9 protein-coding genes are annotated in these 17,483 nt (G+C 43.0%); all 9 read right to left on the bottom strand.

Annotation, left to right across the window (positions count from 1 at the left end; all coding sequences use genetic code 11):
* Positions 1-172: 172 nt before the first annotated feature.
* Positions 173-3,499, bottom strand: a complete 3,327-nt coding sequence (locus tag C1N53_RS02350) for a LamG domain-containing protein (RefSeq protein WP_168193938.1) — start codon at positions 3,497-3,499, stop codon at positions 173-175.
* 57 nt (positions 3,500-3,556) lie between these two features.
* Complete coding sequence (locus tag C1N53_RS02345; RefSeq protein ID WP_137757798.1) at positions 3,557-5,062, bottom strand: L-fucose/L-arabinose isomerase family protein; 1,506 nt, start codon at positions 5,060-5,062, stop codon at positions 3,557-3,559.
* Positions 5,063-5,317: 255 nt separating this feature from the next.
* A complete protein-coding gene (locus tag C1N53_RS02340; protein WP_137757797.1) occupies positions 5,318-6,220 on the bottom strand; it encodes a DUF5017 domain-containing protein in 903 nt (300 codons plus the stop codon).
* 14 nt (positions 6,221-6,234) lie between these two features.
* On the bottom strand, positions 6,235-8,082 hold the full coding sequence (locus C1N53_RS02335; RefSeq protein WP_168193937.1) for a RagB/SusD family nutrient uptake outer membrane protein: 1,848 nt from the start codon (positions 8,080-8,082) through the stop codon (positions 6,235-6,237).
* A gap of 16 nt (positions 8,083-8,098) precedes the next feature.
* Positions 8,099-11,227 carry a TonB-dependent receptor gene (locus C1N53_RS02330; protein WP_137757795.1) on the bottom strand — a complete coding sequence of 1,043 codons (3,129 nt, stop codon included), beginning with the start codon at positions 11,225-11,227 and terminating at the stop codon, positions 8,099-8,101.
* A 267-nt stretch (positions 11,228-11,494) separates the two neighbouring features.
* Positions 11,495-12,748 (bottom strand): MFS transporter, encoded by a 1,254-nt coding sequence (locus C1N53_RS02325; protein ID WP_137757794.1) that lies wholly within the window; start codon positions 12,746-12,748, stop codon positions 11,495-11,497.
* A gap of 357 nt (positions 12,749-13,105) precedes the next feature.
* On the bottom strand, positions 13,106-13,864 hold the full coding sequence (locus C1N53_RS02320) for a GntR family transcriptional regulator (RefSeq protein ID WP_137757793.1): 759 nt from the start codon (positions 13,862-13,864) through the stop codon (positions 13,106-13,108).
* 476 nt (positions 13,865-14,340) lie between these two features.
* On the bottom strand, positions 14,341-14,970 hold the full coding sequence (locus C1N53_RS02315; protein WP_137757792.1) for a bifunctional 2-polyprenyl-6-hydroxyphenol methylase/3-demethylubiquinol 3-O-methyltransferase UbiG: 630 nt from the start codon (positions 14,968-14,970) through the stop codon (positions 14,341-14,343).
* A gap of 169 nt (positions 14,971-15,139) precedes the next feature.
* Entirely contained in the window at positions 15,140-17,422 is a 2,283-nt protein-coding gene (locus C1N53_RS02310) for a S46 family peptidase (protein WP_137757791.1), read from the bottom strand.
* Positions 17,423-17,483 lie beyond the last annotated feature (61 nt).

Genomic DNA, 17,483 nt, shown 5'->3' with positions numbered 1-17,483 from the left:
ACATTATTTTTATGTAAAGATGCTCCCTCCCACGCCTCCACAGGCACGGACAAATAATACATCCTGATTAATTGTGACTGTTGCTCTTTCATAAGTTTAGAATTTATTTTCCGCAGGCCTGCTTCTCCTACTTCACCGGATAACAGCAATCAACCTTGGACAATCGCTTCAGTTAATTTTCATTTAAAGAAGATGTAGCTGCTGCTGCCCTCCTTTCAATATCTTTGGCCCAGTCTTCTTGCAAGAGGAAGTATAACCTGGCATAGTGTTTATTTTCCCAACACTGCTTGGCTAATGATAGATAAGGAGCAGACTTCCCTTCCTGCATGTGCTTCTCCTGCGCTACCTTCTCCAGGCTTTCCAGCGAACTATGCAGCTGTTCCAGCCACACTTTTGAGAGTTTACTTTCTCCGGAAACAACTTTCTGATCAATAAAAGTACTTTCGAAAACACGCAGGTCGTAAGGCTGCAGCGCTAAGGTTAAAGTTTTGGATTTTTTGCGGGTCTTTTGCACAACAGGCTCCAGCAGTTTGTCTGATTTTGCCAGCTTTAATTTAATTTCGACTGGCTCAGGCAGAGTGTTCAGAACATAAAAGTATAGTTTACCATCTACCATTTGCTGCCTTACCCGCACCGGATCCGCTATACCTGCCACATTTTCGAATTTCACAGCTGGTAATGCCTGTAAGGCTTCAGAGAAACGGAGAAGCTCTTCCTCCATACCATAAGTTCCTACCACGTAGCCCCCTTTTACAATACTGGTTGCATCAAGATGATTTAATGCAAACACATAGGGCTCCAGGCTGTGGTAACCTGCAGCATTCAGAGTGGAGGCACGCCAAACCATTTCGTTTACACCTATGGCTTTTAAACCTGGCAGTGGTTGTTCCTTGCCGATGGCATCTTCCCAGTAACGGTCGTGAATGGTTACCCGCATATTCGACATATCCTGCATAGAGGCCACTACTTCTGGTGCCGTCATAACAGTACGGTTCACTTCATGATTAGCAGGCGGATAATGAGAGCGCTTCCACCTGAGATCTGCCGGCACATATGTATGATTCAACACAATAGTAGGATGATCTTTGTAAAGAGCCGGGTCAATCCCCATTTCACGCATCACCTCAACCGGCGGCTCTGTCAGGTAATCGGCCAGTCGTTGGTTATTAGTGAGATGCACAAAAACATTTAGTTTAAGCTTAAGGTCAGGACGGTAAGCAGCCATCTTTTTGCTCATAGCAGCATAATGCTGATACAATACCTTACAGCGCCAGTCTATCCAGGCTTTTTTGGCTTCCGGGTTATTCATCAGCCATTTATAACTGTTCTCAAAACGCTTCGGATCCCCAGGCTTGTAAATCGGGATCTTTAGCTGCGCCTCCTCCTGGAACCGTTGCAGGTTAGAATCATTATAACCGGAAGCAAGCGAGCCAAATGTAAATAGCTTTGGTCGGGCCATAACTAAAGATATGCCATCAAAAGCTGGTTCGTGGGCATAACGTTCGCAAACTTCCTGCACAATTGCATCTACTGAGGCCATCACTCTTGGATCGGCGGCATTATAATTGGGGTCTGCCCCATGCCAGTAGCCATACCATAATTTACCATCTTTGTTGATATTGATAACAGTTTCTTCTCCCCTGTTAATCCTGGAAGTATCTGCCAGCGCATATTTATTTAGGCTTGGCAGCGTGTGAATGTGCAGGCCTGCCGTAAATTTCATATTCTGCTCTCCCAGGCGCTTCAGCAGGTAAGCAGGATAACCGTCAGGGTGCGGGCGCTGCCCTCCCTGCGCTCCGTCAATATCCGGTTGGAAAGGCTCAACAGCCGTTCCGTACAAAGGGCCGGCATACCAGGCCAGCGGATATTCAAACTCTGTCTGCCCAAAAGACTGCATGTACTCGAGCAAGCGATCTGTTGCCTTCGTAAAACCTTCCAGATCGCGGCCAGTACCAAAATTATGGAAAAGCACCGGGTCTTCGTAGTACAAGCCACTGCTGCGGGCAGGTACGCTTCCGTTAAATCTGGCTGCCTGTGAGGCAACTTTAAAATCATTTATCTTATAAACTTTGATATCCTTAACAGCAGCCGGGTAGTTATTTTCTGTTGTCATAAAAATAAAGGCCTGCCGTTTGGAGCGGGGCCAGAATACAATTCTGAACTCCTTCATTTTACCAGAAACTGGATATTCCTCTCCGGTTACAACACCTGTATGCGACTGAAAATCGATGGTGCTGTTAAAATGCTGCAACATAATCTCCATGGATCGGGGCTTATCATCCGGATAGGTAATAACAGCTACGTGCGGTGCGTCCAGCTCTTCTACCTCAAAATCGAGGGCAAAACGATTGTGTACTTTAGCTCCTGCCTCACGATAAGCGCCTATTGGCGAAGAAACCACCACGGTGCTGCCTGCCTCGCCAACAGGCTTTTGTTCTGCAGCATTTACCTCAGTAATTAAGATTTGACTGGCAGCCTGCTGCTTTGCCTGATCACGTTTTGCCAGCACCTGCACCGGGGCTGAGACTTTCTTTTCTTTGTTGTTTTCGTGGTAGTATAGGGTAAAGGTATAGGCACCTGGTGAAGTAAGGGTAACAGGTACTTTCAAAACGCTGTGGTTCAATTTCCCGATTGCCTGGTCTTGCAGTGCCTTTTGCTGCACTACGTTACCGTCTTTATCAGAAATTGTAAATTTCAGCTGCTTTAAACTGATGCTTTCTTCTCCTGCATTACTTAATACCATGGTAGCAGCACCTGCTTCTGATGCCCTAAGGAAAGGATCCTTAAAGGAAATATCAGCTGAGAAGTCACCGTATTTCAGGAACATTGCTCTTGCTTCATCTTCTGTTAAGGCTCGGTTATAAATGATAAAATCATCTATTGTTGTATGGCAGGCTTGTTCTCCCTGCGCATTTGCAGCCCCAATAAAAAAATGAGGGTACGTTTTCGGAGTCCATTGCGGCATCCAGCCAATAGACGAAGGCTTGCCATCCACATAAATGAGTGCCCCTTTTTTAGCATGCCAGGTTACTGCCAGATGATGCCATTCACTTGCGTGCCAGTCACCAATCTTATGGTAGTAGATATAGGAGTCCTTTGGGTCTTTCAGACTAAAACGAATAAGTCGGCCCGGGAACATTTCTATTTTAAAGCTATTGTTGCCGGCTGCACCTGGACCATCCTCACTTAATAAGGTAAGGGGACCGCCTGATGCGCCCCCCTCTTTTTCCTGAATTTTCACCCACATGGAAATAGAACCTTCTGATTTATTCAGGTTCTTTCCCGATGCATACTGCAGCACCTGCCCTGAAGAGAAAAATGCGGCTTTTCCATCTACTCCCTCTACTAATGTTGGCTGTTGCCTGCTATTCACAGGCTGTTTAGCCCCCGCAGCATCTGCCGTAAATCCAGAGTTGAAATTCAACCGGAATAATTCCTGCAGTTGCTGCTCACCTGGGCCCTCTTCTACCCCTAAAAGATTTGCCTTAGCTTCAGGCAAGGCAACCAAGCACATTAGCAAAAAGAAAAACTTCACCGCACTTCTCATATCTGTGTACTACTCAACTATTACTGCTTCAATATTAAGATAATCCCCTATTTTCTTAATGGTTTGGGCATGATGACCAACACCTAAAGCAAAGTGGTGCGTTGGACCTTCTTTTACCCATTTCTTTAAAAACGTGCGTACATCAGGTTTAAAATATCCTCTTGTATTTGTATTACCTGTTGGCGGAATCGGGCCTTCAACAGATGTGCCTTCTGCAATCACGAATTTAAATTTACCATCGTGCGTAGAAGTGATACTAAGCATCGTGATGGGTCCTTCTTTGATCTTAAATTCCACGCCAGCACCAAACCCAGGCTTGCCATGGTATTTCTTCAGACTTCTTAGCACCGGCTTGCCCTGCGCTATAGTCACATTATGGGGGCCATCGTGGCCAACCAGTATAAAGTTCTCTTTAAAATCTACCGGATGAAATTCAGCAAAGCTGCCACCAATACCTAATCGCTCCATTATCAGCATGGCAATGCAGCATTTCAGGTCAGACTCACCACACATCGGGAAGCCAGCTCCGGTTAACAGGGAATTACCTACGATCAGGTTCGTCATCACCATGCGGGTATCACTGTTTTCTTCTCCTTCATAATAATAAGCTAATCCGGTTAGCTTTTTATCATCTACAAACTCTTCCAGCGCCACCGATACACGTGCCGCTACTTCCAAATCGGTATCTCGCAGCTTCTCAGAAATTGGATCGGAAACTGGGTCTGGTGTATCGAAAAAATCTAATATACGCTCTTTTTCTGCGTCCACAGCACCCTCTTTTACCTGGCGGTATTTTTTCACGATCTCGTGCGCCTCGCACTGCACAATATGCACACCGAAATGGGCTGTAAGCATGGTAGCATCCGAGTGCATATCCAGCATGGCTTCTATCGGGTGACCGATATGCCCGATTCTGGCTGTTTTCAGATCATGCAGCACACGGGCTATGTTACAATATTCCGCTATTTCAGCCTCTGCAGCCGGATCGTCGTGCAATGTACCGATTATTACATCCGGTACTTTCTTTCCCATTCTTACTGCAACACCTGTAAACTCAGGTAAAGAGCAGATATCGTCGTTGTATAGTTGCTGATGCGTAGAAGCCTTGCTATAATCAAGCGCTTTATCAGGCTGCAGTGCCACCAGTACCACCGGTACATCCATACTTTTGATAATAATACCAAAAGTACTGGAAGTGGCATAAGTAAGCATGTCACAGAAAATCAGATCTAGATTAGCTGCTTTCAGCTTTGGCAACAGTTCATAGGCACTTGTCACATCGTCAACCATGCCAAAGTCTACAACTTCTACCTGGTTCATCTTCACCTTCCCTAAAAACACCTCCTGCTTTTCCAGCATCTGGTCATAAAGTCCTTCAAACTGCTCCCAATACTTGGCATATCCTACTCCAAAAACACCTATTCTGGGTGTAGTCTCCACTCTTCTCTTAATAACCGGAGCAGACTTAGCAAGCACAACTGGCTCAGCTATAGCTGATTCTTCAAATTGATTCATATTCTTAAGTTTAACTATTCTTCTTAAATCTTAACGCACTAACGTTTAGAAAACAATAGATTTCTCTTCATCCTGTTACTTTAGTTGCTCACCTATATATCTTTAGGTGAGCATACCCTACAACTACAACATAAAGTATTTCATTAGCACAAGTTAACGCACTAAGTTTAAATTATAAAACATTTAACTCTTTTTTTATAAATAGCACCCATATAACATCATCTAGCAGTTTTTTTATAGCAGCTTATACTTTGTTTATTCCGTTACTTCGATTTCTATTTGCCTTACAACCGCCTTATGGTCATCCACACTGTTATTGGACGCTAAGAAAGTAACCATATAAGTTCCTGGAGTGGTATATACATAAGAATAACTGCTTAATGCATTGCTACCTATATTTTGGATGGGAACACCTGTGTCTGGCGGTACTTTTGTAAAGAACAGTGGTTTACTTACATACCAGTCTTCGCTTTCCGGTGCGTTTTTACCTCCTCCGATAATTACCAGGTCCACAATAGGAGTACCTCTCGAATACCAGGCATTGTCATCGTTTTTCATACTAAAAGGTTGCCAACTGGAAGTCTGCAAAGTAGCCACAGGTATAGCAGTTCCGTCAGGCAATAAGGTTTTGGCATTAAATGCGGGAATAATCCAGTTACCGGCAGCTTTGTCAGGATCAGTTGCTCCAACAAATTTAAAGGCAAAGAAAAGCGGCTTTCCTGTCTCTACCAGATCCGAAACATCCATTGTTCCGGAAGGGGTAACAGTTGTATTGGGCGCAATGGCAGCTCTGTCTGTAATGTCTGTCCAACTGGCGGCCATCACTCCTTCTTTTGTCATGGCCTGCACATTACTACTCACCATTAACCTTAATGAATTTGTCTGGGTACCGCCTCCACCATACTGTGTTGTTACATCAATCTGCGGAACACCACCGGCAATAGCAGTACGTTCGCGGAAGTTGTAATCTGAGCCTGGCACACCTGAGTAAAAAGTAATATTGCCGGCATATCCTCTAAAGGCAAAATTAACCTGCTCCCCTACCTGGTACGTGTGCTTTTCTACCTGAACATCGAAATCAGGTGCTGCTACTTCAATCTCTTTTTCACAGGAAACCAAAGCAAGAGCTGCCAGTAATGTTATATATATTCTCTTCATGATTGTTCAAATAATTAATATCCTGGATTTTGTGTAAGCGCCTTGTTTAAAGACATATCGTAAGTTGGGATTGGCAGCAGCGTGTTTCTTTCAGCCACGTTCGTTTGTGCCAGCACGTGTCCCTGTGCGGCACCATTCGCAAGCGCCCAGGTCATGTAATTCTTCATATCACCTACAAAATTACCCCAGCGGATCAGGTCTGGCCTTCTAGCAGTTTCGAAGCAAAGTTCTCTTGCCCTCTCATCTTTCACCACCTGAAAAAACTCATCTTTACTTAAACCAGCCTGCAGGTCTGCATCGGCCTGTTCTGTTAGTGTAGCTACTGCTGTTGCCCCACTACCCGCATCTCCGGCCTTGGCAACCAACGTAATAGTAGGAGGAGCAGCATAACCGGAGGCAAATTCACCTGGTTTAGGTTCATAATATACAGAGGCTACCTGTCCCTGCGTATCTACAGACATTGATAAATAGGCTGTTGCCCTACCGCTTGCAGTTGCATTAACCCCATTTATGTATACATCAGGTGCAAGCGTATATCCGGCTCCACGATTGGTTAATCCAATAATTTTGATCGGTTTATTTCCTTCATTCAGAACACCATACCCTCTTCTTCGCACTTCATTAATGGCATCATAGGCGATGGCAGTTGGTCCGTTTACCTCATTTTCTGCTTCAGCTAGCATCAGTAATACATCTGAGTATCTGAGGATCGGGAAGTTCTGAGCAGAAACAGACGCATCCTTCGGAGAAAGAGCCTCATACTCTCTCCTCCATTTTCCCATTGTTCTTCTCCACAAATCCGGATTAGGTGTTCTAACGCCAGGAGTGCCGGCGTAGGTGAAAGTAGCAATATTCCAGTCTCTGCGCATATCAGGGGAACTGATTGTATAGCATTCCGTACAAATGCTCTCATACAAATCATACAGCTTCTTTGTAGCCAGCACCTGCCCGTTACTGCGTCCTAACTCCGGGTCGCTGCTTCTGATACCTCCTCGCACACCCACATAGTAGGTATACTCCTGCAAACCTGCAGATAACAGGCCATAGAATTCTACTTCCCAGATGCTTTCCCTGATATCATACTCATCTTTGGCGTATTTAATGAACACACTACTATAGTCCGGATTGAGCGCATGCATTCCTGACTCCTTCACTTTTGTTGCCCATTTTAATGCTTCTGCATACTTTGATTTATCATTCACCGGGCTGCCAGCCATAGTAAGGCATACCCTGGCTAATATTCCCTGCACAGCTGATCTGGATACACGGCCTCCCCCACTCAGGTTAGCAGCTTCCTCCACTAATCCCTCTGCTTCAGTCATATCTTTTATAATCTGCTCATACACTTCTTTTGCAGGAGTACGGGGAACATTTACATTATTGATATCGGGCTTATCTGTTAATTGTAGCGGCACATCGCCAAAATTGCTCACCAGCAGGAAGTAATAATACGCTCTAAGAAACAATGCCTGCCCTTTTATCTTGTTCAGAGCTGTCTGATCCAGATCCGGGTTATCGACTCTTGCCAGCACCAGGTTAGCGCGGTATATTCCCTGGTAAAGCGTTTTCCAGAAGTTGGTGATCTGTGCATCAGCAGGTGTATAAATGTAAGCTGTCGTATTTAACTGGCCGGTATTTGTGTATTCCAGATCGGTACTTACATTGAGCCAGTACGGAATTACATCGCCATACATCGCCTGGCTTCCGAGCACATCGTAAACGCCGGCTAAACCTGTTTCTAATTCTGCAATAGAAGTATAAGTAGGGGCAATAAAATTGGTAGGCTCTGTATCGAGGAAGTCTTCGCAGGAAGTACTACCTATACCTATCATTATAGCAAATAAATAATTTCTAATTTTCATATGGCTGGTCATTAGATTAAAAGGTGGTAGTTAAGCCAAAAGTCATGGTTCGCGCCAACGGATAAGAAGCAAAGTCGAAACCAGGTGTCAGAGCAGAGTGACGGGTAGAAACATCTGGGTTAGATCCCGAATAATTTGACCAAGTGTGCAGGTTTTGTGCCGAAACATATACCCGAAGGCTCTTCATTTTTATTCGGTTTAGCAGGGCCTGGTTAAAGTTATAGCCTAATGAAACTGTTTTCAGCCTCAGGAAAGAACCGTCTTCCACTTCTCTGCTGGTATAGTAAGTATCTTTTTTGCCAGCTGTTCTGAATTGGGTATTGCTTGGGTTTTCCGGGCTCCAACGATCTGCATAGGCTGCATATTGGTTAAGCGCCACCACCCGTTTCGCATTTCCTTCAAAGAACAATCTGTTAGCATTGATCAGGTCGTTGCCATAAGACCACTGAAAGAACACGTTCAGGTCGAAACCTTTATAGGCAAAGTTGTTGGAAAAACCACCTGTGTGAATTGGAATACCTCTGCCAATTACAGTAAAGTCCATTTCATTTACCACCAGGTCACCGTTTATATCTCTGTACTTGATGTCGCCAGGCTGGATATTAGCTCTTGGCTGACCATTTGTAGGAACATTGTCTTTTAACACATACTGGCCCAGTAGCATATCAAAATCGTCGTACTGATATACGCCATCCCAGATCAGGCCATAGATCTGGCCGATGGGCTGCCCAAGCTGTGCAATGTAAGGGCTGGTATTGCGGAAATCGGTGTCGAAGCTCACGTTTTGCAGCAAAGCTGTTTGCCCCTCGTTCAGTTCCAGCACTTTATTCTGATTAAAGCTGATGTTAAAGTTTGTTGTCCACTCGAAATCATTCTTATGAATATTAACCGTATTTAAAGTTAACTCCAGGCCCTGGTTCTGAATCTTACCGATGTTCTTAAAGGCAGTTGCCACATCGCTTATAGTTGTTAAACCTGTGGAGTAAGGCAGGTTTGCATTTAATAATACATCATCTGTTGTTTTCCGGTAAACATCAGCAGCTATACTCACCCTATCGTTAAACATTGACAGGTCGTAGCCAATATTAGACTGAATAGTTGTTTCCCATTTCAAGTTTGGATTACCAAAATTTTCCAGGAGAGCACCTCTGGTTGGCTCTGCATTGTTAAACGAGTAGCCACCAAACCTGGGAATAGAAAGTGTAGACAGGTAAGCAAAATCAGAGATGCGGTTGTTACCTGTAGTACCGTAACTTATGCGTAGTTTAGCATCTGATATAAAACCCAGGTTTTTAATAAACCCTTCTTCAGACATTCGCCAGGCAATGGCCGCTGAAGGAAAAAATCCCCAGCGATTTCCGGGCGCGAATTTAGAAGATCCGTCATACCTGGCGGAAGCAGTAAACACATACTTTGATTTATAGCTATAATTTGCTCGGCCTAATAAAGATGCTAAAGACCAGCGGGAGCTTCCGGAGGTACCAAAATTTGAGGCAGCTTCATCTAAACCGTCTACGCCAGTACCTTCGTTCAGTACCTGAATCGCAGAGAAACCATACTCCCCATCCGACTGCTTCTGAATAGCAGTACCTGCCACCAGGTTCAGGCTATGTGCTTTATTAAAAGTCTTTTTATAAGTTAAGGTATTCGTATTATTCCAATTGCTGACAGGCCTGTAATAAACAAACCCATTTTGCTTTTGGTCTCTTCTGCTATTGCCCGCAGTGGTAAGAGAATTAAAGAAGCCTTGTCTTTCTACCACGATGTTTGTAACACCGCCAGCCACTCTTAAGGTAAGATTAGGAGTAATAGCATAATCCAGGTAACTATTTGCCCTGAAGTTATTCACCTTTGTTTCGCGCAGCTCATTTTGCGCGGATAAGATCGGGTTTACCCTGAAATCGGTTTCAGGCATCGAAGGATCAAAAAGCTCATCTACGAGCAGCTCTCCTACACCAGCTACAGGCCGGAATCCCCATACAGAATACAGCAAACTTAAATTAGCATAAGTAAAAGAGTTAGAAGAAGATTGCGTCATAACGGCACCATAGGTCTTCTCGCTGCTATAGGTCAGGTCGGCTCCAACCTTAATTTTCTTGTTAAGATTCTGGTCCAGTGTAATTCTGCCCTGATAGCGTTTGAACCCCGAGTTGATAGCAATACCCTGCTGATCGATCACGTTACCGGATACTGAATAAGAAGTATTTTCTGTGCCGCCTCTTACAGATATTTCGTGGTTCTGTATAGGTGACCTCTGGTACATTTGGTCCTGCAGGTCGATACTCTCTACATTTCTGTAATCTTCCAGCGTTTTACCATCTTTAAAATAAACCCTTTCTGTATAATCCGGATTCAGCTCACTCTGATATTTCACAAAGTCATACGCATTCATTAATGCAAGCGGCTTCGGGTTTTCGGAAAAGCCATAGTAAGCATTGTAAGTAACCACAGGTGCTCCTTTGGTACCACGCTTGGTTGTAATAATTACCACACCATTAGCACCTCTCGCCCCATAGATAGCGGTTGCAGATGCATCTTTCAATATAGTAATAGATTCGATATCACTTGGATTCAATGTATTGGCATAGGAATCTTCCATTGGAAATCCGTCTATCACATACAAGGGAGCTGTAGAACCAGTAATGGACCCTACCCCACGGATAACAATGTTATTATTGGAACCAGGCTGCCCGTCGTTACTCGATACGGTAACACCAGCCACACGACCCGCCAATGCCTCATCGAAAGATTTAACAGGTGCTTTTGCCAGATCAGGCATTCTCACTTCCTGGATAGAACCTGTTACATCAGCTCGATCTGCTGTACCGTAACCGATAACCACCACTTCCTTTAACTGCTTTTCATCTGCCACCAACGACACATTAATGCTGGTCTGGTTATTTACGCTTACTTCTTTCACCTGGTAACCCAGATACGTGACTACAAGAGTGGCATTGGCGGGCACAGAGAGCTTAAATTTGCCTTGCACATCTGTGGTAGCACCATTGCTTGTTCCTTTTTCCACTACGTTGGCTCCAATTAAAGGGCTACCATCCTCAGCCCCTGTGATGGTTCCACTAACGTTGATTACCTCAACTGTCTGTGCTGCCGCTATAGTATTGATGCATAAGATCAAACTTAGCATGACACATATCAACTTTAGTGATAATAGGTTGTATAAAAAGTGTCTCATATGTATGTGTTTTAGTTATTCAATGGCTGTTAATACATAGACACTATGCATTAAATAAAAGAACTTAATATAGAGTGATCAATCACACATATATAAAAAAAATAAAAACTGATTTAAAACTTTCTAAACTTATCAGAATTGCCTAGTCTAACTTCACAATGATTGTCTATAAAAAAACTTAACGCACTAACTATTTATATAAAAAAATGTGCAACACCCTCAACTGTAGCTTTTCACTTTTGAAGGGATTGGTAATTCCATTGGCTTTAGCTTCGGAATAAAAACGATGAGCAACACAAATGCCAGAGGATACATAATGCCCGAAACTACCCAAAGCGGGGCATAAGAATGGTTTTGAATAATCATACCCATAAAAGGATTAATGATTAAACCAGATACTGCGCCAGCTGTACCAGATAAACCTACCACGGTAGAAGTAGCGTATTTACCAAAAACATCCGAGATAGCTGTAATATAATTGGTAATCCAGATACCATGAGCCAGCATCATAACAGCCATTAAAAAAATAGCCACTTCAACAGAAGAAACCCAGGCGATAAAGGGTGCAACCATTGTTATGGCAGCTGCCATACCCATAGCCATTTTGCGTGCTTTGTTTACAGACATATTCTTGGATATAAGTTTGTCGGAGAACCAGCCACCAGCGATATTTGACAGGCCAAGCGCCAGAAAAGGAATCCAGAACAGCTCACCTATCCTTTCAAAAGACACGCCTCTTTCTTCGTTCAGGTACTTAGGCACCCAAAACATCAGGAAATAGAAAACAGGATCCAGTAAAAAACGGATTAACACAAAAATAAAGGCGTCCTTATTTTTTAAAAGCTTTATAAAAGGTATGGAAGGCACATCTTCAGCTACCGCTACACTTACTTCTTTTCCTGGTTTGTTCTTCTTTTTACGCCACGGCAGCAGCATCCAAACCGCAACCCACACCAAGCCAATAAGACCTGGCAGTGCAAAACTCCAGCGCCAGCCTAAGCTATTGGAAATCCAAATGGTAACAGGCGGCGCAAGTACAGCACCAACAGCAGAGCCTCCTATAGCTATACCATTTGCCAACGCACGCTCCTTCTTACCAAACCACTCATATACTGTTTTAGCCGCTCCAGGAAAACACCCACCTTCTCCTACACCCAGTAAAAATCTGAAGGCAACCAGTTGATGAAAGCTAGTCATGATACCGTGCAAGCTGTTTGCTATCGACCAGACACCAACAGATAAAGCCAAACCAGCCTTACCTCCTATTTTATCAATCAATCTTCCCCCTATAGTAAACATCAAAGCATAACTGATCAAAAAGCTTGTGTTCACCATGCCGTACTGCACATCATCAATGTTAAATTCATCCTGAATTTTTATAATGGTCATAGACAAAACCTGCCTGTCCAGAAAATTCAGACCAGTAGCTATAAAAACAAGTATCAGGATGAACCAACGTATTTTTGCAGACATATTCTTAACGCACTAAGTGAGTACTCAATATTAGACATGTTAATCAATAAAAGCAAACGATTTATGAAAAAAATTTACAATTTATTTATCACACAAGACATTAAGGAAGAAAACAGAATGGAAATATTCTATTTTAAAGTAGAATATTGGATAATTTCACAGTTCATGATTGACTAAGTCCAATATTTAAATTTCCACTACAACACAGCTACTTAACGCACTAAGATAATTTAAACTCATTAGATCTTTGCAATTCCGTTATTTCTGAAAGAGAAAATAGTAGCCAAGATTGGAGAATGAAGCTAACTAATGGAAAGCCTCTTTTCCAACTTACATAGCTTCTATGTAGATGAATCTCTACTTACCTGAAGTATCGTTATACTCGGGATTAGCTACTACAGCAAACTTATACTTATCGCCCCGGTAATACGATTTCTCAATCTCCAACACCACTTCCGGGTGACTCAGCACAACACCATCCAATAAAAAAACTGGAATCTGTTCAGTTGTTTCAAAATTATTGTCAGCTGCCCCTGGCTTTAATATAGCTGCGCTTAGTGTCTGTTTAATACCAGTTATTTTAAAGTGGTACTTTTCTTCATACACTTTGAAATAGGAGATATCAGTAGGCATCATGTTAATTTTAGGACATAGCCTTAAAGAAACATATCGGACTTCATCTTTGATGATAACATCATCTGCATAGCGGAGCTGATGAATCTTAAGAACAGGCCCTTCCATTATGTAATGTTTGCCACTTATTTCTGAAGACACACCGTGCTGCAGGATTGTCTTTTCTAATACTATATTTTTAGGATGGAAACCTTCTGCCCGTAAACTCTCATTAAACCCTCTCCTGGTTGAGTCTATAGAACCCAGTGTACGTAATATATGATGGTCTTCGGTACGATTAAGCACAAAAGTACCTTTTCCTTTAATCCGTTGCGCCCAGCCCCTGGATTCTATCTCCAGCAAACTCTTTCGGGCGGTGGTATTACTTACCTGAAAATTTTTGATTAGCTCATTCTCAGAAGGAATTTTGTCTCCAGGCTGCAGTTCTCCAGATTTTATCTTTTCGATAATTGATTCACTAATAGAAATGAACTTTGGCTTCATCAAGTGTTAGGTTGTGTTATAGAAACAGTAAAAGTATAAGATAAAGTAAATTATTAATAATTATTTACCTAAAATATAAAAACATAGAATCGCTTTACTTTCATCAAATCCTTAGAAATCAAATTTATTAATCTTTTATAGTAATCAAGGTTAAATTATTTTGATCGTTTACACAACTCTTTTATTGCTTTGTTTTAAATACCTGCTATATACTTTTTTGAACACACCCATAACCACTCAATCATGTAGCAAAGATTTTAATACTGCTCTAAGATTACTCCTATTCACCATTGTAACCTAAAAAATTATTAACTGAAGAAGGTCTCAAGATCATGTACAGTATCAGCTTTTATGCTTGCAGCTAATAATTGGTTGTGGATGTTCGGAAAGTTCCAGAACTTTTAAAGGTCTATATTAACAGATGAAGTCAAAGTATTCTTACCAGGATTATCCAGAACAGCCCTCCTCCAATTCTCTTATGGGTTACCGCCTTTTCTGCATTTAACTAAAAAGAAAGGGAAATTCTCGTTAATTGCTGTAATTTCAAATAATCCGGCTTCATCAAACTCTGCATGAATTGATTCTTCATCATAAAAATACATCCGGACACCTTCGAATATTTCATAGCTATCTTTGCTCACCAACCTGCCCTTGCCATAGGTGTGCGCCTCTTTTGAAATCGCCGTAAAAACCATGTACCCACCTTCTTTCAGTTGATTATAGCAGTCACGAATTAGTTTCTGCCTTTCGGTGCTATCCAACAAATGAATTAAAGCATAGCAAAATATTCCATCGTATTGAGCATTATCAAATGGCATATCCGTAACAGAACCATGAAAAATAGTCATGCCTGTACCGTAGTGCTTCCTTGCCATTTCAATGGCCGTTTGAGATATCTCAATTCCGGTTACATTTATTCCATTATCTCTGAAAATTTGCGCGCTCCGACCATACCCAAAACCAGGAATGAGAATATTTTTAACGCCCTTATCTACAAAAAAATCCTTTGTCAGCTTAGCAGAGTCGGAAGGTTCGAAGCCCCACATTTCTTGTTTTTCGATAAAGCTTTTCTCCCAAAATTCGGGTTGCTCCTTTTCATTTATCATATTCTCTTTACTGGATTTATCAAGCTTTAAGCTTTACAAAGCCTTCTACTAAATGCTTCTTTATCTTACTACTCCCAATGTACTAAATGGTTAAGTAAACTTAGCCATAAATAAAAAAGCCCTGCATAATTTCTCATGCAGGGCTGGTTAAAACAGGAGCTGATACTACCTAGTTAACAGCTTCTGCTTTTCTGGATTTTTTCTTTTTGCTTTTTGCCGGCACCGCTTCAATGGAGTTTGCCCTTCGGGCATCTACCTGCGGCAAACCAGATGTATCGTCTGTTACCAGAGTCATTTCGTTTACCAGATGACCTGCTCCGGCAAATTTATCAATGATAAACAACACGTAACGTATATCCACGGCAATATTGCGCACCTGGTTCGGGTTGTATACAATATCGCTCATGGTGCCTTCCCAGTTTCTGTCGAAGTTCGCTCCCAGCAGCTGCCCATTAGCGTTAATAACCGGGCTACCGGAGTTACCGCCTGTAGTATGGTTAGAGGCAATAAACGCCACCGGCATCTCGCCATTCACACCATACTGCCCATAATCCTTCTGCTCATATAGTTGTTTCAGCTTATCAGGAATCACATAGTCTTCCACGCCTCCCATGGCTACTTTTTCCATGATACCTTCCAGTGTGGTGAAATATTTATATTTCACCCCGTCCAAAGGTTCGTAAGGCTCTACAATGCCATACGCTACACGCAGGGTAGAATTGGCGTCAGGATAAAACTTTCTGTCCTGTTGCATCTCACGCAGTCCTGCTACATAGGTTCTGTACAGCAGGTTCAGTTTGTCCTCCACCTGAGTGTAAGTAGGCAGGATACTCGCTCTGTAGTAGGAATCTATACTTTTAGCCAACTGGAAACCAGCATCATTTTTCAGCACGTTTTGCCCTTTGCCAGCCTTTATATCTTCTAAAGCTTTTCTAACACCAGCCTCCGAAGTAAACAACGACTTGCTATAGATATGATCTGCATACTTTTCAAAGTCGCCTTTGTACTGTTGCTGCACCATTTTAAAAGCCTCCGGATGCATTTTCGGATCAATGGCATTGTAGTACATGCTCATCAGGGCTACAAACACTTTTTTGTCTGCAGGAGCATAATAATTCTTGTAAAAACCAGCTACACCTCTCTCCAAACGCTGTACCTGTGCATTCACCTCTGCCTGAGCTGCTTTCGCATCCAGCATGTCCTGCAGCTGGCTAAAGCCAGTTGCATACTTTACCAGCTCTACTCCCTGGGCAGCTTCCAGTATATAATCTCTGGAAATAGTAATGCCATCAAGCGATTTATAGCTCTCCTCAAACTGGCTCATTAAGCTGCCATAGGTTTGCTGGTGACTGGCATCGGCATTCGCCCATTGTACAAATTGTTTTTCCAGTTCCTGCTTTTTTGCAATGGCATCGGCTTTACGGATGCCGCGGTTCTCGCCAATCCATTTTTTCCAGTAGTTGGCAATACTGGCATACTTGGCTGCATACTGAATACGTACCGCATCAGCAGCTTTCATTTCTTTATCCAGTATGTTGAGTTTTGTTTCTCTGATTTTAATCTTGGCCGGATTCGAAACTTCATAAATCTCTTTCACAGCATGGGAAGTAAGGTATTCGTTGGTACGGCCCGGAAAACCAAACACCAAAGTAAAATCACCTTCGTTCACACCGCGCATAGAGATTGGCAGATGGTGCTTTGGTTTGTAAGGCTGGTTATCAGGTGAGTAATCGGCTGGCTTGTTATCCGGTCCGGCATACACCCTGAAAAGAGAAAAGTCGCCAGTATGGCGCGGCCACATCCAGTTATCGGTATCGCCCCCAAACTTACCTATAGAGGAAGGCGGGGCACCTACTAAACGTACATCTCTGAACGTTTCTGTTATATACATATAGTATTCGTTGCCATAGAAAAAGGGCTTAATTACTGCCTGGTAATGGGTTCCGGCTGTGGCCTCTCGGCTAACTTTGGTAATGTTACGCTTAATCATGGCTTCACGCTCAGCTTCCTGGGCATTGGCTGGTATGCCTTGCAGTATCTGCTGCGTCACGTCTTCCATACGTACTATAAAAGTTGCGGTAAGACCAGGGTTTGCCAGCTCCTGCTCTCTGTTCATCGCCCAGAAACCGTTGGTCAGGTAGTCGTTTTCGACAGTGCTATGCGCCTGCACCTGTCCATAGCCGCAGTGGTGGTTGGTCAGCAGAAGTCCTTCCGGTGAAATCATTTCGCCGGTGCAAAAGCCACCAAACGAAACAATGGCATCTTTCAGGCTGGACTGGTTAATGCTGTAAATATCTTCTGCAGTGAGCTTCATCCCCTTTTTCTGCATGTCAGATTCATTCAGCTGCTTTAAAAGCATTGGCAGCCACATGCCCTCATCAGGGCGCGCCGAGGCAAAGCCCAGGCATAGGCAGGCTGCAAAAACAAAGGCAATAATACGTTTACTAATCATGTTTGATAAAAAAAGACATAAGATGCAAGGCATCGTACCCAGAGCTTGTTATCAAACATAA

Source organism: Pontibacter sp. SGAir0037 (assembly GCF_005491705.1).
Lineage (GTDB): Bacteria > Bacteroidota > Bacteroidia > Cytophagales > Hymenobacteraceae > Pontibacter.
The sequence above is the reverse complement of the archived record's forward strand: the minus strand, read 5'-3'. Positions and strand labels throughout refer to the sequence as shown.